Below are 23,525 nucleotides of genomic sequence, written 5' to 3' on the forward strand. Positions count from 1 at the left end.
CCATCAAAAATTAACCCTTAAAAATTATCCCCGTTTCGGAAGACCTCCGAGAGGTAATGATGCAAATAACACAAATCCGCATCGCCTTGAATCACCTCCCGCATCATCAAATCCTCGTCCTCAGAGATGCCGTTGTCTGAAACCTCATTTTTGTCAATATCCTCCATAGGCCCTGTCATTAACTTGCTTTGTTCATATAACGCGGCCAGCCGGGGGATTATTGTGCAATGTCAGCTCAGAATCAGATTTTTTTCTTTGATCATTCTCCGCAGGTTGATGAGCGCATAGCGCATGCGCCCCAGCGCGGTGTTGATACTCACGTTGGTCTGCTCGGCTATATCCTTGAAACTCAGACCCGAGAAATAGCGCATCATCACCACTTCGCGCTGTTCGGCGGGCAGCAGTTCGACCAATGCGCGCACGTCGCGTTCGATCTGTTCGCAGACCATAGCGTCCTCGACGGTGCGTTCGGCCAGTTTCAGCGTGCCCAGCACGTCGTAGCCGGCCTCGGACTCGCTGACCGACTTGTTCTGACGCTGTGCGCGGAAGTGGTCGATCACCTGGTTGTGGGCGATGCGCAGTATCCACGAAAGGAACTTGCCGTTATCGGTATAACGGCCTTCGTCGATCACGCGGACGGCTTTGATGAATGTCTCCTGGAAAATATCGTCCGCCACATCACGGTCCTTGACCATCATGTGGATATAGTCCTTCACCCTGCGGCTGTGGCGTTCGATAAGTTGGGATATGGCACTCCGGTCACCTGAAAGGTAGTGATTAAGCAATACCTGGTCACTTAATACTTGCACGTTCATACTCTCGTCTCCTAATTAGTTACTAAGAGTAGATTTCTTTCCCGATAGGCAATCCTTTTAGAGTTACAGTTGTCGTCGATAATCATTGTTCGGGCCTTGTGAAACATCGGAGTTTCCGGAGGCTTTACGTTGGCAAGGTAAGCACATTTTCCGAAAAATCCAAATTTTTCTACTCTGCCGGAAATTGCCGGCACAATTTTCAGCCCGAGACATGCAAATTCCGTGCCACAAACCGCCGCTCATTTCAGCGGCTCCACATGAACGGCGATCATCGTTCCCTCGCCGAAACGCTCCCGCAGGCGGCGTTCGATTCCGACCGTCAGGGCATGGGAGCGCGCGACGGTCATCGCCCCATCGACGCGGATATGAATCTCGATGGCGATAGCGGCGCCGATACGCCGCGTGCGGAGGTTGTGCGGCTCCCGGACGGCGGGATCGAGCGTCACGATGCGCAGGATCTCCCGCTCCGTCTCTTCGGGGAGCGACTTTTCGAGCAGCTCGCCCACCCCCGTGCGGATCAGGTCGAAAGCCACCTTGAAGATGAACACCGCCACGATCAGCGCGGCGATCGGGTCGGCGATGCGCCACTTGTCGCCCAGAAAATAGGCGCATCCGATGCCGACGAGCGTTCCGAGCGACGAAAGGGCGTCGCTGCGGTGGTGCCAGGCGTTGGCCACGACGCTGGGGCTGTCGATGGCGCGCCCTTCGCGCACGGTATAGCGGTAGAGAATCTCCTTGGCCGCGATCGAAAGGACTGCCGCCACGAGGGCGACCAGCCCGGGCCGGGGCAGCACTCCGCCGTCGAGCACCGACCGGACGGCCCCGATGCTGTTGACGAGGATTCCGACGCCCACGACTCCCAGCGCCATGCTGATGAGGATCGTGGCTAAGGTTTCGTACTTGCCGTGACCGTAGTCGTGCCCGTCGTCCCGGGGCTTGGCCGAGATCCGCGCGAAGACGATCACGACGACATCGGTCGCCAGGTCGGAGAACGAATGCACGGCATCGGCGACCATCGCGCCGCTTCGCCCGAAGACGCCGGCGGCGAGTTTAGCGAGCGACAGCACGAGATTGACCGCGAAACCGACGAGGGTCACGCGGTAAATGCGTCGTTTCCGGATTTCTGCGGCGTCTGACATGGATAAAAGTTAGCGGTTAAAAATACGAAAAAAGTCCATAGCATCACTCCCTCAAAATGCGTTGTTTTTGCTCTCGGAGGAGTATATTTATGAAGTGTAGCCCGGCGTGTTTTTGATTTCAGGTGAGATAGTTTCGGGCATCGTGAAGAACGGGACGGATGGATAGTACTCAGGTATTATCCATTCATTTTTAGATAGAGTTGTAACTTAAAAAGTTATGACTCTATTTGCATATAGCAGGTAATGGTTAGGAAACAGTCGTATGCATTTGTTCGCATCTGCGTTCCATCTTGTCAAACAACTCCTGTTATTGAATACAAATTTAATAAAATGTCCCGATTTTTCAAATTGGATAATTTATTTAGAATGACTTCACCATGATAAATAGACAGTCCTCCAATGGTTATATTCCATCAAATGATCGTGAACAACAAAACTATCTCGGAGGATATGGGTTATCGTTCCGGAATATTGAGGAACATAAACACATTGACAAACGCTTATACACTAATATAGAGCGTATGACTTTAAATATTTGGTTCTCCCGTCTCTAAATAGATTGAACCTGATAGATAAGCCGATTATATGCGATGTTGAACCGTTCACATAAATATCGATCGCTTCTGAATCGTACGATAAGCCCCGGGGATCTTTGATTTTGAAAACTAGCAAATCTCCGGGGCGATCTATGACGAATCGGTTATCGACCGGTGTGTTTATCGGGCATTGCCCCCTCCGGAACGTCAATTACGATGTCGTTTCTGTTTGCGAAATGAAGACGATCTTTCGGAACAGGAGCGACCCAACGGCATATTCGTCCGCGCCAGGGCATACGGGAAAAATCCGAAGGCCGAAAATAAAAGGGCTGTCTGTTATTCCCTCCACCCGGACCTTTTCCCGAATCAACCCAAAGTCAGCCACGTCCGACTCCGTTTCAAGGCTGCGCACAGTCTGCCGCCCAGAAAGAAAAGGCGATAACGCACAATAGTCGATGGAACGATTAATCGAAATATTCTTTCCAGATTTCCGGCACATCGAACGGATAATAGTTGTCGATCTCCGCGGCGAGAGTAACCAATTGTTTCCGTTCAGGACTTCGAATCACTCCATCCCGACATACGGCGGCCCGGACCACCGTCGAATCGGTCACGGTAAAAGGAGCTTCGTAAAGCGAAGCGTCGGGCGTCGGCGGGGTTCCGTCTAACGTGTAGCGAATCTCTGCGGGATATTTCTCACAGTCGAGAGTCACCTCAACCGCTCTATTTCCGGAACGAATGCGAGTCGTGATCTCAACTTCGTCGCTCAGCGTAAAAGTATTTAGCCCCCGTTGCTGCAACAGTGGGATATGGGAGTTCATCCGGACTTTGAAATCGCTCCATTCGCGCTTCTCCTGCGGTGTCCATGCCAATTCTGCCACAGCCAGCAGACGCGGAAAGATCATGTATTCCTGTTGCTCTTCATCTTCGATATATTCAGCCCACGTACATCCCTGCACACCGACGATGCGGTCGGCGCGATCCGCCCGGATCGGCTCCACGGCCGCAGGGTCCACGAATTCGGCCCGGATGATCGACTCGTTGCGGGCCGCCGATTCCGGATCAGCCGGCACCGGCTCGAAAGCGTACATCTTTTTAATGGGAGAATATCCGTACATGGCACGCGGCTGAGTGGAAGGATCGGCCTGATACCAGTCGAAATAGAGCACTTCACCGGGTGTCATTACGGCATAATTGCCCCGATTAGCGGCTTCGATAGCCCCTTTCTGTCCACGATACGACATAACCAAGGTTTCGGAATGCAGTTCGTTGTGCAGTATTTCATCCCAGCCGACCATAACCCGCCCTTTCGAAGCGAGAAAATCCTGGATACGGGCGATCATATAGGGTTGGAGTCCCTGTATCCCGTCAAGTCTCTCCCGCTCGATCAGGGCCTGGCATTTCGGACAGGTCGCCCAGGCGACTTTCCGGGCCTCGTCGCCTCCGATATGGATGTATTTCGAAGGGAAAAGCTCCATAACTTCGGTAAGCACATCCTCCATAAAAGTATATACCTGTTCGTTGCCGACACAAAATTCTCCCGTCGTATAAGGTTTGCCCGTACAGCACAACTCCGGATAGCCGATGAACACGGCGTCGGAATGCGCCGGGAATTCGATCTCGGGAATGACCGTAATGTGCCGCTCGGCGGCGTAGGTCACGATCTCACGGATGTCCTCTTTGGTGAAATATCCGCCGTAAGCGCCCGGAGTTCCCTCGGGAAGATAGCGACGGTCGTTCCGGTCCCACCATGCATACCAATCCCGCTGCGTGCGGAATGCCCCTTCGGCGGTGAGCCGCGGATATTTGTCGATCCGGATGCGCCAACCACCGTTATCGGTCAGATGGAAATGGAATACGTTGAGTTTGTAGCGGGCCATTTCGTCCAGCATCTTCAGCACCTGACTTTTCGGAAAGAAATGCCGCGATACATCCATGTGCATGCCCCGGTAGGCAAACCGGGGCCGGTCGCTGACCCTTACGCAAGGAATACCCTTGTCGGTCATCAACTGTTCCAGCGTCCGTTTCCCATAGAAAATGCCGGTCTGGGTGGCGGCCGTGAGTCTCACCGACGAGCGATCGACCGTAAGTTCGTATCCCTCCCGTCCCAGCGCATCCATCCGGGAATTGTCCACAACTACGGTCGTGAAGTCGTCCACCGTCGTGTTTCCCGGCTGAAAATACCCGGACAGCACCTCCATTTCCGCCGGGCGCGGAATGAGATTCACCCGAATCGCTTCGTGTGAACAGCACCCGGAAAGGGCCATTAAACAAAGAAAAAGAATAGAGACTCCCCAGCCCGAACGGATACGTCCCGGCAACAATCGTTCATTCATGTCCAATTGATTTTTACATAAAATACGGCCCGGCCGTCAAGCCGGGCCGAAACATTCCTATTTACAGGACCACACGGTTATCTGCACTTCGGCAACATTCACATCGGAATCCTCGACCACATTGCCGTCGGCGTTCACCCGGGAGGTGATCTCGCATTTCACATACCGGTAGGTCGCATTTCCCTTGTCGAATTCGATCCGCCCGGTCGTGACCTCGGCTCCGGCGTCTTCCGTAGGTTTCGTCCGGTCGGAAGTGAAAGTCGTGATCAGCGTCCAGCTTTCGTTGCCGCCCCGATAGTCCTCCGGAGCATTGCTTCCATAGATATTCATCGTGCGGAGCTTCTGGCCGCCTTTGCCTCCGAATTTGTTCCAGTAGGTGAGCGTAATGCCCTGACATCCGGTTCCCAAATCCACATACCACGACGGAACGGTGCCTTTTTCTGCCTCCCCAACTGCGTCGGGGCCCCAATAGAGGTCCTTGTGCTCGTCGCTCCCGTCCATGATACCGTCATAAAGATACGAATCGTATTTTACGGAACCGTCCCAGTCGGTGAATACGGACGAAGCCCAGAAATTGTCATATCCGGGATCGGCTGCGCCGCTGATGGGAAGCGGCGCCGAGGACCAAACCTTATTCAGGTCGTCGTCGGTCTGGAAGTGATCCTCGATCGTTATGCTCGCATCCCACGGAGCATAGGTCAAACCCAACGTCAGTTCAGCATTCTTCAAGATCTCTTCCGCACGGCCTTCAAGCCGCGTGAGTTTGTCTGCCGGAATACTTCCGGAAAGACGTACGACGAAATCCTCATACGCGTCGCCCCGGAAAACCCGAAAATCCATCTTCACATTGGCCCTCGTCTCGTCCGAAGGCATCAGCACACTCCGGGCTGAAAAAACGGTTCCCTCTTTCGTCAACTCGATCCGCTTCGAAGCAGGCTCCCCCGTCGAAAAGTCGTACTGCCCCGTAAGGTCGACCCGGTCGTAGAGATCGCCTACGGTAAGTTCCACGGCCGTGACATCATTCGGGACATCGGTCAGGCGGACATCCAAGGCCCCGACCAGCCGTTGCAGGTCGGAGACGGGAACCGTCGCGCCGACATTCCGGGAAACGGACGCCGTACCGAGCACCATATCCGGAATAGTCTCGTTCATGTCCGTTACGGTCACGGTTGTGTTCTTTTTGGCCTCGTCCGAAGCCTCATAGAAAACATGAGGAACATCACGATCCATCATCAGCGCGACAAGCGAATAAGCCGCCTTTTCCACCACGAAAGGTTCGAGATCGCCGAACGAGTCGGCATGCTGGTATTTATAGCAGTCGGATGACATGTCGTTGAAAAGGTAGAGCGACACCCCATACTCACCGAGCCCCTCGAAGCCATCGCTTTCGGATGCAAGAACGGGCACGATCTTCCAAAGCTGATCCCCCTCTTCCGGTCTTTCGGATTTCGCCTTGTCCTCGTCGCACGAGCAAAGCAGAACGAGCGTGAGCGCAGGCAGCAACAGGAGACGTGCAAGGCGATCCGCCCATCCGCAGGCATTCCCGACATTCTGTTTTTTCATCATCATGGCTTTCATATTATATACTTGATTCTTCAGGCCCCGCAGGCCCACACGACTGCCGTTCGGGGCGATACCGGGAACGGACTGCTAAAGTCCGCTCCCGCAAATCCCCATTCAGCGTATCGCAGGAGGGAAACTCCTTTCCGACAACTATTTGTACTCCCAAGTCGAAACCTCCAGTTCGCCGACATTCACGTCGAGCACATCCGTAATGGTCGCACCGTCGATATTAACCTTAGATGTCATCACGCATTTTACATACTGATAGGAGACGCTTCCATCCTCCGAGAATGCGATCTTGCCCGTCGTCACTTGCGCCCCGGCGTCCGTGGTCGGAGTGGTCTTGTCGGAGGTGAAAGTCATGATCTTCACCCAATCCGCATTGCCACCGCCGTAATCGGCTCGCGTATTGCTTGCGTAAATGTCCATCGTCTTGATTTTCTGACCGCCCTTACCGCCAGCCTTGTTCCAGTAGTCGATGGTCACGCCCTGCTTGGCAGCGCCGAGGTTGATATACCAGATGGGAGCTGTACGGTCCCATTCGGCAGGACACCAATAGTTGCTTCCGTCCGTTTTGTTCCCGTCATAAAGGTTGTACTGCCAGAATGTCTCGCCCCAGCCGGAATCGCCTCCATCGGACGACGCCCAGAAATTGTCGTATCCAGGAGCGGCTGTACCGCTGATCGGAAGGGCTGTCGGACCCATCCACTGCTTGTCAGGGGTAGTCTCGTCGATGGTAAAGCTGTCGGAAAGATTCACCACCGTGCTGTCCCAGGCCGCGTAGGTAATCGCCGAGTTGAGGTTGACCTTCGAGGAGGAACTGCCGGCTTCGACCGTCGTCGCCAGTTCATACTGCCCGTTGGCCGCGATCCGGCCCGCAGGGGTGCTGGTGTAATCCGTGCCGTTGACGCTGTAAGTCAGCGAGAGGTTGGAAGCCTCCGTATCGGTAGGCATCACGATAGCGTTGCCGACGAACTTGCCTTCGGCATTCTTGGTGAGTACAAGACTTTTCGATGCGAACGCAGCTCCGCTCTTGGAAAACGCGCCGTCGAGACTCACCTGATCGTACATGTTGCCGATCGTCAGGGTGATGCTCTCGGCATCGACGTTCTCCAGTCCGCTGACCGTCACCGTGACCGATGCCACGACGCGCTTGAGCTGGAGTGCGGCCGCCGCGCCTTCGGCACCGACCGTAACGACGTCGGAATTACCGACCAACAGTTCGGGAATCTGAGCCGAAATGTCGGTTATTTTGACACGTGCATCGGCAACGGCATTCGAAGCGGCGACACCCGTAAAAGTGAGATTCGCCTCGTCGCTGGAAGCGACGGCGTAAACGGTGTAGCTGCCCGGCTCGACCGAGAAAGAACCTAAAGCCGCAGCATCGGCGGCGCTCTTTGCATCCGCAATGTTACCCTCCGACACCAGAATCGCCCAGTGTGCATAAGCAGCCTCGGCGGCATCCGCCGAGCGGGTCTCGATCTTCAGTTTCGGTCCGTTGTCGGGAGTACCTCCCGGAATCTCCTCCGAAGAGGAGCAGCCCGTCAGAATCATACCGGCCAGCATGGCGACGGCAAATGTGTACATGGAATACTTTTTCATAATTATGCGTTTAAGGTGGTTAATAAAATTTTTTTATTGATTTCAGGCGGTTATTCGAACGTCACGTTCCGGACGTATCCGTTTATCTCCAGATGAGGCCCCGATCCGTCGGTTACCGGCGAGCCGTTGACCGTGAAGTTCCCGATCGTCACTCCGTCGATCGACTGCGCGTCGCTGCGTCCTCTGATCCAGCTCGGAGTCGCCCGCGTACCGGTATAGGCGATGTTGCGCAGGGTGATGTTCCGGGCCCATTGTCCATAAAGTCCGTCGAACGCCCAGGCGTTGGTGAAGTGCGCGCAGAAAACCTTTCCGCCGTCGATGTCCTCGACAATGATGTTTTCGAACGCAATATCCTCGAACGTGCCGTTATCGGCGATCATCACCGCCATCGCTCCGGGATAGATCCCGTCGTTCTGACGGTTTTCCAGCACGATGTTGTCGTGGAACCGGATATTCCGGAATGCAATGCCCCGCGCCTCGGGACCGACGAGCATGTTGTGCGCCTTGTCGGCCCAGAAAACACAATTGCGGATCTCGTAATCGTAGACATCAAACTTGTTCTGCGCCAGATAATAGACCGTCCAGATGGAAGCGTCGGTGAACGATCCGTCGGAGGCGGTGTGCGCGGTGACGTAATCGGTCTTTCCGTTGAAGGCCTTGATAGTCACGTTGTCGTCGTAGTTGCGCTGGAACGTATTCTCGACCAGTACATTGCGGCAGCAGATGAAATCCATGCCGTCGGAGTTCATGATCCAGCCGATCTCCTTGATGTTGTCGATATGCACGCCCGTGCTTCCGACGATCTTGAGCGTCCAGTTCGGCGTGTCGCGCAGCAGGATGCCCTCGACCTTGAAACCGTCGCAGTCGAAGGTTTCGATCTGCGGCTGGCGGCCGTCGCCGTGATTCTCCTTTGACGAACAGAGGATGCCCCGCCCCCGGATCGTCAAGTTGCGGCATCCCTTGGCATAGATGCTGCCGTAGACCAGCGCCCCCTCGTCGAGATAGATCGTCTGATTATCCTTATAGAGAATCTCCTTGCGCCCCATATTATGAATGCCGGGACCGAAATAAGTTACGTTGGCACCCGTCGGGATCGCCGTGTCGGGCAGGTCGGGCAGGATGAAGAGGTTCTCCATTCGGTTGTCGTCGAACTCCACCGAAACCTTTTGCGCGGGATCGTCCAGTTCGAACTCGACGCTGTTCGGGGTCTGCACGTTGGGCACGATGCCGTAAGAAAGCGGACGAATCTCCACTTTCGAAAACGTCCCCGCACGGCGGGTCACACGGACCTTCAACGGAGCGGCGAACGCATCGGTGAACATTGCAAAGCCCATGTCATGCTGGACGTACCCCGCAGCCGGATTGGCGGCATAGTCCGAAACTTCGGCATTGTACACGAAAATCTCTTCCCAGCATCCGTTGCGGAAAATCTCCACCGTGAAATCGTCATTGGCCGGACGGTCGTCCATGGCGGGCAGCCCGTCGTCGGGAATCGTCGTCGGAGCGTCCCAGGGGAGATAGCTGATCACGGGCGTAAGTTTCAGGTCGGTATCGTCCTTAAATTTCGCCGCGACCGAAAGCGCGTATTTCCGATTAGCCTCGATACGCGTTTCCTGCACGGAAACATAATTCTTTCCGTTGATCGTGAAGCGGAACTCCAACGTCGCGGAGGCTGTGTCAGTCGGCAGGACGACGGCCTGGCCGACATAACGTCCCGCGCTGTTCCGAGCCAGCACGATCGCCTTTTCGGAAAATTCAGCCCCGCTGTTTCCGGGCGTTCCGTCGGAGGCGATCCGGTCGTACATCCGGGGAATCGAGACCGTGATACTTTCGCAGGAGAGCGCTTCCAGCCCCACGACAGTCACCGTAAGGTGAGCCACGGCCCGCTTCATCCCGACCGGAGCCGAAACCGATCCGGCGACGGCTTCGAAACGGCTGTTGCACCCGATCAGCAGGTCGGGAATCGGAGCGGTCATGTCCGTTATCCGGACGCCGTACTCCGACAGAGCGATCCCCTCCGCTGCCGGAAAGGTCAGATTATCCTCGTCCGCAGCAGCAACCGCCAGCATTCCATAGGTTCCCGGCTCTACCCGAAACGGTGCGAGCGCCGCGGCGGATGCCGCAGAGACGGACTGCGCAACAACGCCTTCACGGATCAGGCAGACACGGTGGGCATAGGCGGCCTCCGCAGTCACAGTCTGCGGCACGGCCCGCACCACAGCCATTCCGCCCGCAGCCAGGTCCGAATCGCACGCGGAGTCGGAGCAGGCGGTCGACAGCACGGCCGTACACAGGGCGAGACAGATTGTCAAGGTTCTTTTCATGGTACAAGTCTATTCGAACGTTACGTTTCGAACATATTCATTGATCTCCAGATGGGGGCCCGATCCGTCGGTTACCGGCGTACCGTTGACCGTGAAGTTCCCGATCGTCACTCCGTCGATCGACTGCGCGTCGTTGCGTCCTCTGATCCAGCTCGGAGTCGCCCGCGTACCGGTATAGGCGATGTTGCGCAGGGTGATGTTCCGGGCCCATTGTCCATAAAGTCCGTCGAACGCCCAGGCGTTGGTGAAGTGCGCGCAGAAAACCTTTCCGCCGTCGATGTCCTCGACAATGATGTTTTCGAACGCAATGTCCTCGAACGTGCCGTCGTCGGCGATCATCACCGCCATCGCCCCGGGATAAATCCCGTCGTCCTGACGGTTTTCCAGCACGATGTTGTCGTGGAACCGGATATTCCGGAATGCAATGCCCCGCGCCTCGGGGCCTACGAGCATATTGTGCGCCTTGTCGGCCCAGAAAACGCAGTTGCGGATCTCGTAGTTGCAGACCTCGAAATCGCGAAGCCCGGCAACCATCCAGATCGCCCCGTCGGAATAGGAGCCGTCGGCATTCGTATGGGAAGCGATGTATTCGGGCGTGGCATTGAAAGCCTTGATGGTCACGTTATCGTCGTAGTTACGCTGGAAGGTGTTTTCGACCAGCACATCGCGGCAGCAGATGAAATCCATGCCGTCGGAGTTCATGATCCAGCCGATCTCCTTGATATTGTCGATATGCACGCCCGTGCTCCCGACGATCTTGAGCGTCCAGTTCGGCGTGTCGCGCAGCAGGATGCCCTCGATCTTCAGATTGTCGCAATTGCGGAACTCCATCTGCGGCCGCCGGCCGGCGCCGTGATCCTCCTGCGACGAACAGAAAACACCTCGTCCTCGAATTGTAAGGTTGGCGGCATTTTCAGCCTCGATCCGTCCCAGCACGACCGCCCCTTCATCGAGATAGAGAATACGGCCGCTTTCATTCGCAATACGGATCACACCCGCATTGTGCACCCCGGGACCGAAATAAGTTACATTGGCACCCATCGGGATCGCCGTGTCGGGCAGGTCGGGCAGGATGAAGAGGTTCTCCATCCGATTGCCGTCGAACTCCACCGAAACCTTTTGCGCGGGATCGCCCAGTTCGAACTCGACGCTGTTCGGGGTCTGCACGTCGGGCACGATGCCGTAAGAGAGCGGACGAATCTCCACTTTCGAAAACGTCCCCGCACGGCGGGTCACGCGGACCTTCAACGGCTGCCGAAACGAGTCCGTAAACAAGGCGAACCCCATTGTATACTGGGTATATCCCGCCTCGGGATTGCCGGCATAATCGGAAACCCGGGCATTGTAAACGAAAATCTCCTCCCAGGTTCCGCCCCGAAAAACCTCGACCTTATAGGCGGCGTTTCCGGGCAGGACGTCCCGGCCCTCCCCATAGGCCGTTCCGGGCATCAGGCAAACAGCAAGTATCCAGAATACGCCCTGTGCAATCTTCAACAACATTCCTATTCGGTTTTAAATCCATACTTTTGCAGCAGAGCTTTCGCCTCTGCATCGGTCAATTCCTTGCCGGTCAACACTTTCAGCAGAGGACAGTTGATCCGGTAAATGCCATATTCCATATCGACAAATCCGAATCCGCCGTCGAGGCACTCCCAAAGCGTCCATGGAATATTATTTGCCTCCATGGCAGCCACCATATCCGTGAACCACGCCAAACGCATCGCTTCCGCGACGTTTTTACTGCATCCGAATTCGCCGCAATGTACCGCAAGTCCGGCATTCCGACCGTCGGACGCCGCATTGGACATTTCACCCATAATCCGGTCGGCATTGTAGGTCGTTTTGTGAAAAGAGGCATACTGCGGGTATTTGTCAGCATCCGACTGAGTGGGAATGACCACCCCCGGATATTGCACGGCTCCCTGATAGCCGACCCACGCCAGCATCTTATAATGCGACAGCAGCATCGGGAGATAATAATGGAACGACACAACCGCATTGGGATCTTCCTCGGCCACCCGTGCATACTTGATGTAGTTGTAGTCCTGCCAGCCCATTGCCGGGACGAATACGATCCGTTCGGGGTCCTGCTCTCGGACTGCCGTCAGAACCTCATTCTGAAGCTTGTTCCAACCAGTTGCGTCGGGCGTCCCGTCATGGGGCTCGTTCAGCAGTTCGAAGGCCACGCACTTCGGATTGTGGCCCTTGAATTCCGCCGCAAGTTTCCGCCAAACATGCACGAAATGGGCGCGAAATTCGGGATAGGCAGGGTCGTACAACTCCTCTTCCCGGTACCTGTCCGAGCCTTCACGGGGAGCCGGCGTGTGCAGGTCGAGAATCGCATACATGCCGTTTTGCTCGCACCATGTAAAAAGTTCGTGTAATTTCCCGACGGCCTTTTCGTTAAACCGCCCCTCCCGGTCGAAGATGCACAGCTCGTCGACAGGAACCCGGAAATGGTCGAATCCCAACTCTTTCCACAACGGGAACTGAGCGGGCGTGACATAGCCCAACCAGTCGCGATCGGCTTCCGTCATCCAATAAGCGAGGTTCACGCCGCGCCGAAACCGGAAATCAGAGAGATGATCCGCCACTGGTATCGGAGCAATGTCGGCAACCAGTCTATAAGTGTACGTATTGCGGTCTTTGTAAACGGAAAAACTCTCCCCGGTCGAAAGGTCGTACGAAACCTTTTCGCTTGTCGGCCGATAGCCGTCGGAAAGCGTGATATCCAGCGGTACGGCACCCAACAGCTCCTCCGGATATTCCGAAGCATAGATCGTCGTGATCGGGAACGAAACCGTCCTCGTCTCATGGTCAATCACTCCCTCGATCGGTTTCCCGCGAAACAGGAAAGAGGCCGACAAGACCGGGGTTTCGTTCCGGGCTGAGATTTCGTAGGAGACCTCCCCGGCTCCCGAGCTGACCGTCACGGTTCGGGGTTGCGTCAGGTCCATCGTCGTCTCCGGTTCCTTCGGAGAAACCATCGCATACCCGGGATTCAACTGGAACGTCAACTCCACGGCATCCACATCCCGCTTTTTGTCGAAAGTCAGACGGATCGTCCGCTTGCCGTCGTCGATGACCGCCGAAATGGAAGTCCGCCCGCCGTCGGCAGCGGTCACCAGGGCAAAAGGCTTATTCGCAAATACGCCGTCCAGTCCGGAATCTTCCCCACAAGCAGGCATCAATGCGACATAAATTAGCAGCAATATGTATTTCAAAAGTTTTTTCATCTTTATCGTTGCTTTTTCAATTATGATTGTCATTCGGCTTCGGGATCGACCAATTCCCGCACGACCTCGTAAAATTCGATCTCTGCGAGTGAAAAATAGGGCTGGTAGACATCGGTTCCTTTCACCACCTCGTATTTTACATGGGAAATAGGCTCTTCCGGCAGAAACTGCTCCGAAGTGTAGGAGGAACCCAGATCACCGGGCAGGTTATCCAATTGGGCCAGCAACGTCCACGTTTCGCCATCCGGGCTGCCGTAAATATTCACGGTCTTGGGCAGCGAACCGTTCGCTTTCTTACGGTTCCAATATTGGAATTTAAACGCTGAAACTTCCTTGCGAAGATCGAAAGTCAGGTGATGATAACCCGTAGGCTTCAATTCGGGATAGGTCCACTCATCCCAGAAACTCTGGAAAAAAGTATCCGGATTTCCATCCACAAGCAATTCCAAGGGGCCTTCGCTCGGCTCCTGGGCATTGGTAGCCAACTGGTCTGCTGCGAGCGGGATCGGATTCTCCGCAACAACCACATAATAGGACTCGGCCTTTTCACACTGCCGTTCGATATAGACGGGTTGCCCGGGCGTTCCGTTTACATCGTAAGCCGTAAATGTGAAACGGTACTTCCCATATCGGTTTAGCAGTCCGTCAATGTAGAGGGTGCCGGTATAGCGGCTGCACTGCTTCGAAATTGTCGTCTGCGTGCCGAAATCGTAATACGAAACCTCGGCATAGAGGAAGTCGCGGCTTTCGATCGGGTTCCATGTCAGTCGGATCGCTCCCGGAAATGCCTCGGCACGGATTCCCTGTACGGCGAGCGCCGTCATGACAGGCTCATCGTCCCCGCCGCACGAAACGCCGCACGAACAGGTAAAGAGCAACAGTATTTTATATATGCTTTTCATAGATGCAGTTTTTCAAATTCGTGATTCTGTCAATAACCCGGATTCTGGACGAACTTTCGTTCGTTCTTGTTGATGTCATCCTTGGGTATCGGCATCAGGTAATGCATCGGAGTCATGAACTTGCGCTGGACGATCACCTCGGTCACCCGGAAGAAATCGGCATCGGACTCCCCGTTGTAATTCATGCCTTTGGGGCGGACGTTGAAATACTTGTCGCCCTCTTTCCAACGGCGCACATCCCAGAAGCGGTGCCCCTCCAGATAAAGTTCGATAGTCCGCTCCTGACGTGCCATGCGGATCATTTCGTCGCGTCCAAGCGTCAGCCCCGCCTTTTCGAAAGCCTCGTCCACCGGGTCCAGTCCCGCCCGTTCGCGGACCGGTTTCAGCGCTGCTGCCGCTTCGTCAATCCGTCCCAAGTTGGCATAAGCCTCCGCAAGATTCAGGTACAGCTCTGCCATGCGAATCACCGGCCACGGATAATGCGGAGCGGCAACGTCCTCCTGAATGTTGTTGTAGAGCGGCGAACAACCCTTCTTATTGAGGTATCCCGTAGGGGTGTAGTTCGTCGTGCGCTCCTTGATGCCGAAAACATCGTTTTTGCGGAACTTCGTCTGCACGATGTTCGCGTTGTCGTCAGCTCCGTCGCGACGGAGCACTTCGTAATACCCGTTCTGGAAAGCCACCCACGCATAGAAGCGGGGTTCACGATCGATATTCAGGTTCATGGTCACACCGTCGCAGACATCGTTATGATACTCCCCGTAACGGTACCTCCCGGTATAGTCGTATTCCGGGTCGAGATCGATCGGAAGTCCGTTTTTGGAATAGAACATCTCGACCATCGTCAATGTCACGCCGACACCGTTGCCCGATGACGGACCCACGCGATAGGGAGTGGACTTGTATTGCAACCCATAGTGACCCTCTTTCCGGGTATCGGCCCACAGCACCTCTTTCGAAGTGTTGTAATCCATGAAATTCAGACGGAGCACCCGATGCACGGGATCGGTCGGTTGGGCGAACCTCGACGTAACCACCGGACTTTCGGTATAGAGTTTATAACCTGCGGCCTTAGCGACCTCAATGGCCTCCTCGGCTGCGGAAGCCGCCTTTTCCCATTTTGCCTCCGAATAAGTCTGGCTGATCAGATGGCGCCCGTCCACTTTGCTGACGAAATTTGCATAGTATTCGCTGTTTCCGTTGAAGAGCGGGGAAGCGGCATAGAGCCACAACCGTGATTTCAGCGCTTTGGCAGCAACGCTCGTGGCCCGGCCGTAGGCCGTGGAGGTCTGCTCTGCCGGCAGCATCCCGGCCGCTTCGTCGAACAGGTCAGAGATCCACTGCACACATACGTCGTAACTGTCCCGCTCGGGGAAGTCCGCCTTGTCCATATCGATGGACATGACGCCCTTGATAAGCGGAATCGGACCGTAGTTCTTCAAAAGCAGGAAATGGTAATAAGCGATCAGGAATTTCGCCTCTCCTTTGTAAATCCGGAGATTCGCCTCCGTCATGTTGGGCACTGCGTCGATATTTTCCAGCAAGATGTAGCACCGCCTGATACCTCCGAAAAGCGTATTCCAGTAGGAGATCACCGGTTCGCTGGCGTTGTAGTTTCCCTTCGGGAAGTTGGCGAAGGTCTCGTGTTCCCACGGGGTCACCACTTCATCGGCCGTCATCAGATCCAGCGAAGCTGTTTCGTGACGCGGATTGGGCAGGAACGAATAACAGGAATAGAGATAGCGTTCGGCCATCGTCGGGTTCTGGAAGGCGTCTTTCTCGTCCGGCGTCTCATCGGGGACTACGTCCAGATAACTGCACGCCTGAAACAGGAATGCGGCAGATAAAATCAGGGATAGAATATGTGTGTAATATTTCATAGGATTTCGTTTGGAATTTATTTTATAACGTCATCTGGATTCCAATGTTGAAAACCCGCTGGGTCGGATATTTCAGTCCCGATCCGCCGCCCTGTTCGGGGTCCCACAACTTGAATTTCGAGAAGGTCAGCAGGTTCGATCCGCTGATGTAGAAACGCATTTTCTTGTAGGTATAGCCGATCTCCGCGTTTTTCAGTTTCAGGAACGACGCGTCGCGGAGCCAGTAGGTCGAGGCAACCGTGTTGTTGCCGTATTCCACGACGCTCAACCGCGGATAGGCCGCATAGATATTCGGATTGCTTTCGCTCCAGTAATCGTCGGCGACGAACTGCATGACGTTGCGCTTGACATTGTTATTGATACCGAACGGATGGAATCCGCTCATCACGAGCGACGTATTGGCCGTACCCTGGAAGAAGACCGAGAAATCGAGTCCTTTCCACTGCGCTGAAAACCCGAACCCGTAGACGATCTCCGGCACTTCGGGATACCCTGCATAAATACGGTCGTTCGAATTGATCGTGTTGTCGTAGTTGCCGTTCGCATCGGGCTGGTTGACGTATTTGATGTCGCCGGCCATGATTTCACCGCCCAGCAGTTGTTCAGGACTGTATTTCACCTCGTTATTGTCGATAAACAGGCGTTGCGCCTCATAAAGCAGGAACGAATTGACCGAACGGCCGACCCGCGAAAGATTGGGATACTGCAGGTAATCCGGCTCATCCTGTTCAAGCACCCGGTTGCGGGCGAAGGTGAAGGTTCCTTTGGCAGAAATGAAGAAATCCTTGCCGATCTGATGGGTATAATCCATCGAGAGATCCAAACCGCGATTTCTCACCTTACCCAGATTGCCGTACACTTTTGTCGTAGCCGTTCCGAGAAAAGCCGGAACTGTGCCGCGTTCCAGGAAAATACCGCTCCGGACCTCCTGAAACAGATCGACCATTACATTCAGTCGGTTATAAAATTGCAGATCGACACCGACATTGAGTTTTTCTCCGGTTTCCCAAGTGATCTTCTTATTCTCGAAACGGTTGTAAACGGGACCGCTCAGCGTATACTCCCCGTCGGCGCCCGTCGTATATCCGGCTCCGGAAAGGGAGAGGTCCGACATGTACATGAAACGCGTCTCCTCGCTGTCGTTGCCCACAAGACCGTACGAACCGCGGAGTTTGAAATAAGAGACGGCCTTCTTGATAGGCGCCCAAAATTTCTCCTGACTGACCACGTATCCCACGGCCACCGAAGGGAAAAAGCCGAAGCGCCGTCCCTCGGCGAAATTCTCACTGCCGTTGTATCCGAAATTGGCCTCGATGAGGTAACGGTTGTCGTACCCGTAGGTCAGACGGCCCGCAAGGCCCTGTTTACGCTTGGGCAAAGAACTGAACAGACTACCGGGATTTCCGAGCGCAGTCTCCTCCTGATTATACACGACCATAGCACTCACGTCATGACGGCCGAAACTGCGGTTATAGTTGATCATTCCCTGGATATATATCTTGCGGTCTCCGTCAGTACTGCTGGAGGTGGCGAGTGTCGTACTTTGCTCGTTGCCGCGGATCTCCAGATCATAGTCTTCCAATCCGTCATCGCCCGTATGCGTACCCGAAATTTCGTAGGAATTATAACCTGCCGAACGCGATGTCTGGGTATAGGAATAGTTCTTGAAAGAGATCAGCGCCGAAGCGGAAAGCCCTTCGGTGATGAAATCGAAATTCTGATCCAGACTCAGATTGGCGTTCAATACGCTCTGGAACTCGTCTTTGTAGCCGGTAACCATTTCAGCCACGGGATTCTTCACCATGGCTTTGCCGCCCCAACGGATATGGTTTACCGTCGGATCGTCGGGAAAGGTTATCGGCATATCGGCGGGATTGCCGTTCATGATCATTCCGAAAATGTTTTCGCTGCTTTTCACCGGCCCGTGCGTATCCCGGAGCTGGGTGTTGATTTTCAGCGACACTTTGGTAGACTTCGTAAGATTGACGTTGACATTGTTCTGGAAAGCGTAACGCCAAACCGAGTAATTGTTGTTATAGGAGAAGTAATCCCGGCTCAGGTTCTTCAACATACCTTCCTCGTGACGGACGGTGGCGCTCATGAAGTAATCGACCCTCGAACTGCCGCCGCGGATATTGAAGTTAAAGTTTTCGTTGACTGCCAAATTTTTAAACATCTCATCGTACCAATTCACATCCGGATAGATATATTTGTTGCTGCCGGCCCGCGTACCGTCGATCTTCGCCTGCGTATAAGGAATCTGCCCCGTACCGCGCGTCAGAACCGACTCGTTGTACATCTGCATATAGGTCACCGCATCGACCGTTTCCGGGCGGCTCGTCGGAGTCGAAAGAGCCGTCTCAAAGCGAAAATTAATGACCGGCTTATCCAGATTCTTACCGTTCTTCGTCGTAACGATCATCACGCCGTTGGCTCCCCGCGAACCATAGAGAGCGGTCGCCGTAGCATCCTTGAGCACCGAAAAACTCTCGATAATCTCCGGGTCCAGCCCGTTCAGTTCATTCGCGTCGATAGCCACACCGTCAAGGATGATCAACGGCTTGGTCGCGGAACCGAACGTGGAGATACCGCGTATCCAGAAATCCGCCTGGTCGGCACCGGGCTGTCCATTGCGCTGCACGGCGATCACACCGGCCAGGCGTCCGGCAAACCCGGTCGACAAACTCGACGAAGGCATCCGCAGTTCCGCGGGAGCGATGGACTGTACCGAGCTCACCAGCATGCCTTTCTTTTGCTGGCCGTAACCCACCACCACAACTTCGTCCAACGCATTGGCGTCCTGTTTCAACGCCACGTTGAGATAATTCTCACGGCCAACCGCAATCTCCTGGGCTTCATACCCGACATAGGAGAAAAGCAGTGTTTTCCGGTTTGCCGGCAGGTTGATCGAAAACATTCCGTTCAGGTCCGTCGTAGTACCGATGGTCACACCTTTTACCTGTACGGTGGCTCCGATCAGCGGCTCTCCGGTGGCCGCATCGGTGACAGTACCGGAAACCGTTCGGGGAGCAGACTGTGCATATATTCCGCAAGGAACCGCGAAAATACCTCCGGACAACACGGCGAGCATAATCAACCGCGCAGTCCGCAACATATTATCAATCTTAATACATTTCATGATTTTCTGGGATCAAACATTAGCGATTCGTAGAGATGGGACCCGACTACAAATAGAGAACGGGATAAGAAGTAATGTCGTAAACGTGTGTCATGAGCATGTTTCATTTTACAATTTTCAGATAAAGTAGTTTCGGTTGAAATGCCGATACAAAATTCTTCTCTTATTTAGAAAAAAGGTCGAAATTTTACCGGAAAAACACCGTAAGGAAAATAAAGTGGGATTCCTTCGTTTTTTTTTGGATTTCGGCAACCCATTCGTTATTTTTGGCTATGCATTCATCTATAATCCAATGAAAAAGATCATTTTAACAACTCTTTGCTGTCTGACGGCCGCACTCACATCCGCAAGGGAAAAATCTCCGGTCACGATCATCATGCAGGTTTCGGACCCCCAGATGGGGTTCTATGCCGACAACCGCGACATGGCCTATGAAACCCGCACCCTCACAAAAACCGTCGAAGCAATAAACAGGCTCCGCCCCGATGTCGTCGTCTTCACCGGCGATTACGTGCACAATGCAGCGGACGAGAGCCAATGGACGGAATTCCTGCGGATCGTCGCAGAAATAAATCCCCGCATCAAGACCCTTTATCTCCCGGGCAACCACGACGTCCGGCTGGAAGAGGGTTCCGTCGATGTGGAACCCTACACGAAACACCTCGGAACCGACCGCTTCTGTGTGCGTGTGAACGGGATCCTACTGACCGGCATCAACTCGGATTACCTGAAAGACGAAACCCGGGACCCCTCGAAAGAAGAGAATCAGTTCCGGTGGCTGGCCCGTTCGCTCAAAAAGAAAAGGGCCAGCCGGACATCTCTTGTCTTCGCACACCACCCGTTCTTTCTCCGGCAAATCGACGAACCGGACGGCTATTCGACCATTTCGCCGGAAAAACGCCGGAGATATTTCGAACTGTTCCGGGAAACCGGTGTGCAAACCGTCTTTACGGGACATTTGCACGACAACGCGGAGACATCGTACGACAACATCGGAATGATAACCACGAGTGCCGTGGGCCGACCGTTGGGAGACGCTCCTTCGGGAGTGCGGATTATTGTCATCAAGGATCGAACGATCATCCACCGGTACTATCCGCTCGATGAAATACCGGACGCTCGAACCGGACTGATCCAGGCTCTCCGATAACGGAGTTCAAATTCCGGACAGTACGACGAGGCCGGTTCGACGAATCGGCCTCGTCGCTTTCAGAGCGTAAAAACCATTGCTATCGGATAGTGATCCGAAATGTAAGGCGCCCCGTAATCGCCGTCGAGGGTGACGAACTTTCGACATTTCATCCTGCCGCGGTAGAAAAGATGATCGAGAATAATCGTGTCCGGAGCCGATCCGAAACCATTGAATGTTCCCTTTTGATCGGTTTCCGCCGCTGTATCGCGTGCCGAAGCCATCAGTCTGGTCAACGGCTTGAGATGCGGATTGTCAATGGATGTATTAAGGTCTCCGCCCAAGATAACCGCCGCTTTCTTACCGGCAATCTGTCGAATCTTCGTCACGATCAGTTTCACGCCCTCCTCACGGGCAATTTTCCCTTGGTGGTCGAGGTGAGTGTTGAAATAGAAAAACTCTTTGCCCGAACTCTTGTCGCGCAATTCGACCCATGTTACCGTGCGGTTGCAGGCGGCATCCCATCCGCGCGACACGTTGTCGGGAGTCTCGCTGATCCAGAAGGTGCCGCTGTCCAGCAGTTCGAACCGGTCGCGGAGGTAGAACACCGCCATCGTTTCGCCGCCTTCGGCCCCGCCGTCACGATCTTCGCCGACACGGGCATACCGGGGACATTCGGTGTCGATGTAATACAACTGGTCTTGCATGGCTTCCTGCACGCCCATCACATCGGGAGCCTCCTGCCGGAGCATTTGCGCCGTGGAGTGACGACGGTTCGGCCAACTGTTGTCGCCGTCGCGCCCCCAACTGGTACGCATATTGAAAGAAATCAGTTTGATAGATACTGCATCCTGACCGGCCTGGACCGAGTTCGAGAAACAGAACGCAAGCAGCAAAAAAAGCATTGTCTTTTTCATCGGAATATTTATTGGTTCGTTGCCTGATAGATTTTACCATTTATTTTGATTCTCAGATTCTTCCATTGTGGCGGCAGGACAGACGGGCGCTGCACGAGACCGTCCGCCGTAATCTCCAGCCCGCCGAATCCGAACAGCACGGCCTGCAACATGCCGCCCGCACCCGTCATGAAATAGGGATTGCCGCTGGTGGCCGTTTCGGCAAACACCCCGAACGGCGGCCGCAGGTTGGGCAAGTAGGAGCGACGGAACATTTCGCAGGCTTTTTCGGCCATTCCGAGCCGGGCATACTGAATCGCAAAAACCGAGTAACTCATCGCCGGACCGTTACGCGGATCGATTCGGCGCTCGTAGTATTCCAGATCGCGCAACTGAGCTTCGCGTCCGGTCACGATGCCCAGCGGATAGCCCAGCAGGTTGGCATCGGCCTGTTTGATCATCTCGCCGTCGTAGCCGGCATGCTCGCGCGTCGTTCCGTCGGCGAAGTGCGGGATGCGAAGGCCCGCGGCTACCGCACTCCACTGCGGATCGGGACGCTCGCCGCAAAGCTCCGCCGCAGCCGAAGCGTACTCCAGTGCCCGGCAGGCCGCGCCGTTGGTAAAGGCATTGTCCGTGACGCCGACGGCGTATTCGTTGGCTCCGATCACATTGCGGATCGAGTAGCTGCCGTCGGCATTCGCCGTAACGCGATCGCACCAGAAACGTGCAGCCTCGCGCATCAGCGGGAAACCCTCGCGGCGCAGCCACTCCCGGTCCTGCGTCACACAGTAATAGTTCCAGCTGGCGATGGCGATATCGGCTGTAATATGATGTTCGAGCGGACCGGTGAGGGCAAAGGTCGGCGTAGCCTCCTCGCCCCGGTCATCCCCTTCCCAGGGGAACATCGCGCCCCGATAGCCGTGGGCGTAGGCCCGACGACGGGCCGCATCGAGTCCGTCGGTTCGGTAATCGAGCATCTGGCGCGCCAGGCAGGGCCGGAGCACCAGCAGCGCCGGATACATCCAGATCTCAGAATCCCAGAAGATATGACCGTTGTAAAAGCCCCGGGCCGAAAGGCCCATCGGCGGAATACTCCGGCGACTGCCTTCACGGATAGAGCCGTAAAGGTTGAACAAGGCGAAACGCACATCCAACTGTGCCGTGGGATCGCCTTCGATCTCGATATCGCCCTGCCACAACTCCGCCCATTTCCGTTCGTGTGCCGCAACGAGTTGCGCCGCTCCCTCCCGGGCTGCATAAATAGCCTGCCTTTCCGATTCATTCCACGGGTCGGCGAAAGCGGCTGTAGTACAGATTGTTCCCACAAGGGAGAACGACGCCCGGCCGCCCTTGCGCAGAACAATCCTCACGCTTTCCGGTGAGACCGCTTCGCACCCTTCACCGCAAAGAAAAGTCGACGAAGCCACAATATGGTCGCGGCCGCGGTTGTAACTGCCGGAAGTGCGCTGTACGGCAATACGGCTGCCGTCCTCACATCCGACCGTGCGCGACTCCCGCAGGGTGTCGGCGAACTCTCCGGGAACGGTATGACCGTTTGAAAAAAGAACCTCTGCATCGCGTTCCGCCGTCACTTCCACTTCTGTCATAAGAGCGTAAGGCATGTTCCGCAAGGCCCGTATACGATAGACGACCGTCACACCGTCCGTTGAAAAACGGGTCGTGTGCACTGCACGCCGCATATCGACCGACTGATGCTGTGGACGGACCTCCGACGGATCGAACCGATGACCATCGACAGCCATTGTCAACCCCAGCGGATTGATCCCTTCCAGAATACGACTCACATCATCTCCGAACCCCGGCTCATAACTCCCTCCCAGAATCACAGAACCGAGGGCAAAAGGCTCCCGACCCACGGCTACGCCAATTTCTCCGTTGGCCATGGCGACGGCAAAATAATCAGCCGTGGTATCTCGTGCGGTAATTACCCACCCTTCGCTGCGGGCATCGACCGACAGCGGAACGACCGACAGCAGCACGACCCAAAAAACAAGTCTCATCATGGTT

At 55.0% G+C, this 23,525-nt stretch carries 15 protein-coding genes; 1 reads left to right on the forward strand and 14 read right to left on the reverse strand.

Features of this window, described 5'->3' with window-relative positions; genetic code table 11:
• Positions 1-17: 17 nt before the first annotated feature.
• The 12 genes from NQ519_RS05145 to NQ519_RS05200 form a co-directional block, all read right to left on the reverse strand.
• On the reverse strand, positions 18-167 hold the full coding sequence (locus NQ519_RS05145) for a hypothetical protein (protein ID WP_019152232.1): 150 nt from the start codon (positions 165-167) through the stop codon (positions 18-20).
• Positions 168-230: 63 nt separating this feature from the next.
• Positions 231-815, reverse strand: coding sequence for an RNA polymerase sigma factor (locus NQ519_RS05150; protein WP_026076822.1), 585 nt, complete (start codon positions 813-815; stop codon positions 231-233).
• Positions 816-1,054: 239 nt separating this feature from the next.
• On the reverse strand, positions 1,055-1,954 hold the full coding sequence (locus NQ519_RS05155; protein WP_019152230.1) for a cation diffusion facilitator family transporter: 900 nt from the start codon (positions 1,952-1,954) through the stop codon (positions 1,055-1,057).
• Between the two features lie 1,000 nt (positions 1,955-2,954).
• A complete protein-coding gene (locus tag NQ519_RS05160; protein ID WP_019152228.1) occupies positions 2,955-4,691 on the reverse strand; it encodes a beta-N-acetylhexosaminidase in 1,737 nt (578 codons plus the stop codon).
• Between the two features lie 192 nt (positions 4,692-4,883).
• Positions 4,884-6,389 carry a hypothetical protein gene (locus NQ519_RS05165; RefSeq protein ID WP_240047964.1) on the reverse strand — a complete coding sequence of 502 codons (1,506 nt, stop codon included), beginning with the start codon at positions 6,387-6,389 and terminating at the stop codon, positions 4,884-4,886.
• 150 nt (positions 6,390-6,539) lie between these two features.
• Positions 6,540-7,991 (reverse strand): fimbrillin family protein, encoded by a 1,452-nt coding sequence (locus tag NQ519_RS05170; protein ID WP_019152227.1) that lies wholly within the window; start codon positions 7,989-7,991, stop codon positions 6,540-6,542.
• 50 nt (positions 7,992-8,041) lie between these two features.
• A complete protein-coding gene (locus NQ519_RS05175; RefSeq protein WP_019152226.1) occupies positions 8,042-10,315 on the reverse strand; it encodes a glycosyl hydrolase family 28 protein in 2,274 nt (757 codons plus the stop codon).
• Between the two features lie 9 nt (positions 10,316-10,324).
• Positions 10,325-11,815 (reverse strand): glycosyl hydrolase family 28 protein, encoded by a 1,491-nt coding sequence (locus tag NQ519_RS05180; RefSeq protein WP_026076819.1) that lies wholly within the window; start codon positions 11,813-11,815, stop codon positions 10,325-10,327.
• Positions 11,816-11,817: 2 nt separating this feature from the next.
• Positions 11,818-13,551: a glycoside hydrolase family 5 protein gene (locus tag NQ519_RS05185; RefSeq protein ID WP_227901014.1), complete on the reverse strand. Its 1,734-nt coding sequence runs from the start codon at positions 13,549-13,551 to the stop codon at positions 11,818-11,820.
• Between the two features lie 29 nt (positions 13,552-13,580).
• Positions 13,581-14,453 carry a discoidin domain-containing protein gene (locus tag NQ519_RS05190; RefSeq protein ID WP_026076817.1) on the reverse strand — a complete coding sequence of 291 codons (873 nt, stop codon included), beginning with the start codon at positions 14,451-14,453 and terminating at the stop codon, positions 13,581-13,583.
• A 29-nt stretch (positions 14,454-14,482) separates the two neighbouring features.
• Complete coding sequence (locus NQ519_RS05195) at positions 14,483-16,333, reverse strand: RagB/SusD family nutrient uptake outer membrane protein (RefSeq protein WP_009599100.1); 1,851 nt, start codon at positions 16,331-16,333, stop codon at positions 14,483-14,485.
• A gap of 22 nt (positions 16,334-16,355) precedes the next feature.
• The gene (locus NQ519_RS05200) at positions 16,356-19,448 is read right to left on the reverse strand and encodes a SusC/RagA family TonB-linked outer membrane protein (protein WP_227901013.1); all 3,093 of its coding nucleotides are present in this window, start codon (positions 19,446-19,448) and stop codon (positions 16,356-16,358) included.
• A 316-nt stretch (positions 19,449-19,764) separates the two neighbouring features.
• On the opposite strand from NQ519_RS05200, the gene NQ519_RS05205 reads away from it, so the two are divergent.
• Entirely contained in the window at positions 19,765-20,622 is an 858-nt protein-coding gene (locus NQ519_RS05205) for a metallophosphoesterase (RefSeq protein WP_227901012.1), read from the forward strand.
• Positions 20,623-20,681: 59 nt separating this feature from the next.
• Here the strand turns inward: NQ519_RS05205 and NQ519_RS05210 are convergent, their stop codons facing one another.
• Both NQ519_RS05210 and NQ519_RS05215 read right to left on the reverse strand, forming a co-directional pair.
• Positions 20,682-21,518 (reverse strand): endonuclease/exonuclease/phosphatase family protein, encoded by an 837-nt coding sequence (locus NQ519_RS05210; RefSeq protein WP_019152220.1) that lies wholly within the window; start codon positions 21,516-21,518, stop codon positions 20,682-20,684.
• A gap of 8 nt (positions 21,519-21,526) precedes the next feature.
• Entirely contained in the window at positions 21,527-23,521 is a 1,995-nt protein-coding gene (locus tag NQ519_RS05215) for a glycoside hydrolase family 65 protein (protein WP_026076816.1), read from the reverse strand.
• Positions 23,522-23,525: the final 4 nt, after the last annotated feature.

It is taken from the genome of Alistipes senegalensis JC50 (assembly GCF_025145645.1).
Lineage (GTDB): Bacteria > Bacteroidota > Bacteroidia > Bacteroidales > Rikenellaceae > Alistipes > Alistipes senegalensis.

Bases quoted from the DNA above. Each gene is read 5' to 3' on its own strand.
- NQ519_RS05170 (WP_019152227.1), bottom strand. From the start codon at position 7,991: ATGAAAAAGTATTCCATGTACACATTTGCCGTCGCCATGCTGGCCGGT.
- NQ519_RS05165 (WP_240047964.1), bottom strand. From the start codon at position 6,389: ATGAAAAAACAGAATGTCGGGAATGCCTGCGGATGGGCGGATCGCCTT.
- NQ519_RS05155 (WP_019152230.1), bottom strand. From the start codon at position 1,954: ATGTCAGACGCCGCAGAAATCCGGAAACGACGCATTTACCGCGTGACC.
- NQ519_RS05190 (WP_026076817.1), bottom strand. From the start codon at position 14,453: ATGAAAAGCATATATAAAATACTGTTGCTCTTTACCTGTTCGTGCGGC.
- NQ519_RS05210 (WP_019152220.1), bottom strand. From the start codon at position 21,518: ATGAAAAAGACAATGCTTTTTTTGCTGCTTGCGTTCTGTTTCTCGAAC.
- NQ519_RS05180 (WP_026076819.1), bottom strand. From the start codon at position 11,815: ATGTTGTTGAAGATTGCACAGGGCGTATTCTGGATACTTGCTGTTTGC.
- NQ519_RS05175 (WP_019152226.1), bottom strand. From the start codon at position 10,315: ATGAAAAGAACCTTGACAATCTGTCTCGCCCTGTGTACGGCCGTGCTG.
- NQ519_RS05150 (WP_026076822.1), bottom strand. From the start codon at position 815: ATGAACGTGCAAGTATTAAGTGACCAGGTATTGCTTAATCACTACCTT.
- NQ519_RS05205 (WP_227901012.1), top strand. From the start codon at position 19,765: ATGAAAAAGATCATTTTAACAACTCTTTGCTGTCTGACGGCCGCACTC.
- NQ519_RS05215 (WP_026076816.1), bottom strand. From the start codon at position 23,521: ATGATGAGACTTGTTTTTTGGGTCGTGCTGCTGTCGGTCGTTCCGCTG.
- NQ519_RS05160 (WP_019152228.1), bottom strand. From the start codon at position 4,691: ATGGAGGTGCTGTCCGGGTATTTTCAGCCGGGAAACACGACGGTGGAC.
- NQ519_RS05185 (WP_227901014.1), bottom strand. From the start codon at position 13,551: ATGAAAAAACTTTTGAAATACATATTGCTGCTAATTTATGTCGCATTG.
- NQ519_RS05145 (WP_019152232.1), bottom strand. From the start codon at position 167: ATGGAGGATATTGACAAAAATGAGGTTTCAGACAACGGCATCTCTGAG.
- NQ519_RS05200 (WP_227901013.1), bottom strand. From the start codon at position 19,448: ATGTTGCGGACTGCGCGGTTGATTATGCTCGCCGTGTTGTCCGGAGGT.
- NQ519_RS05195 (WP_009599100.1), bottom strand. From the start codon at position 16,333: ATGAAATATTACACACATATTCTATCCCTGATTTTATCTGCCGCATTC.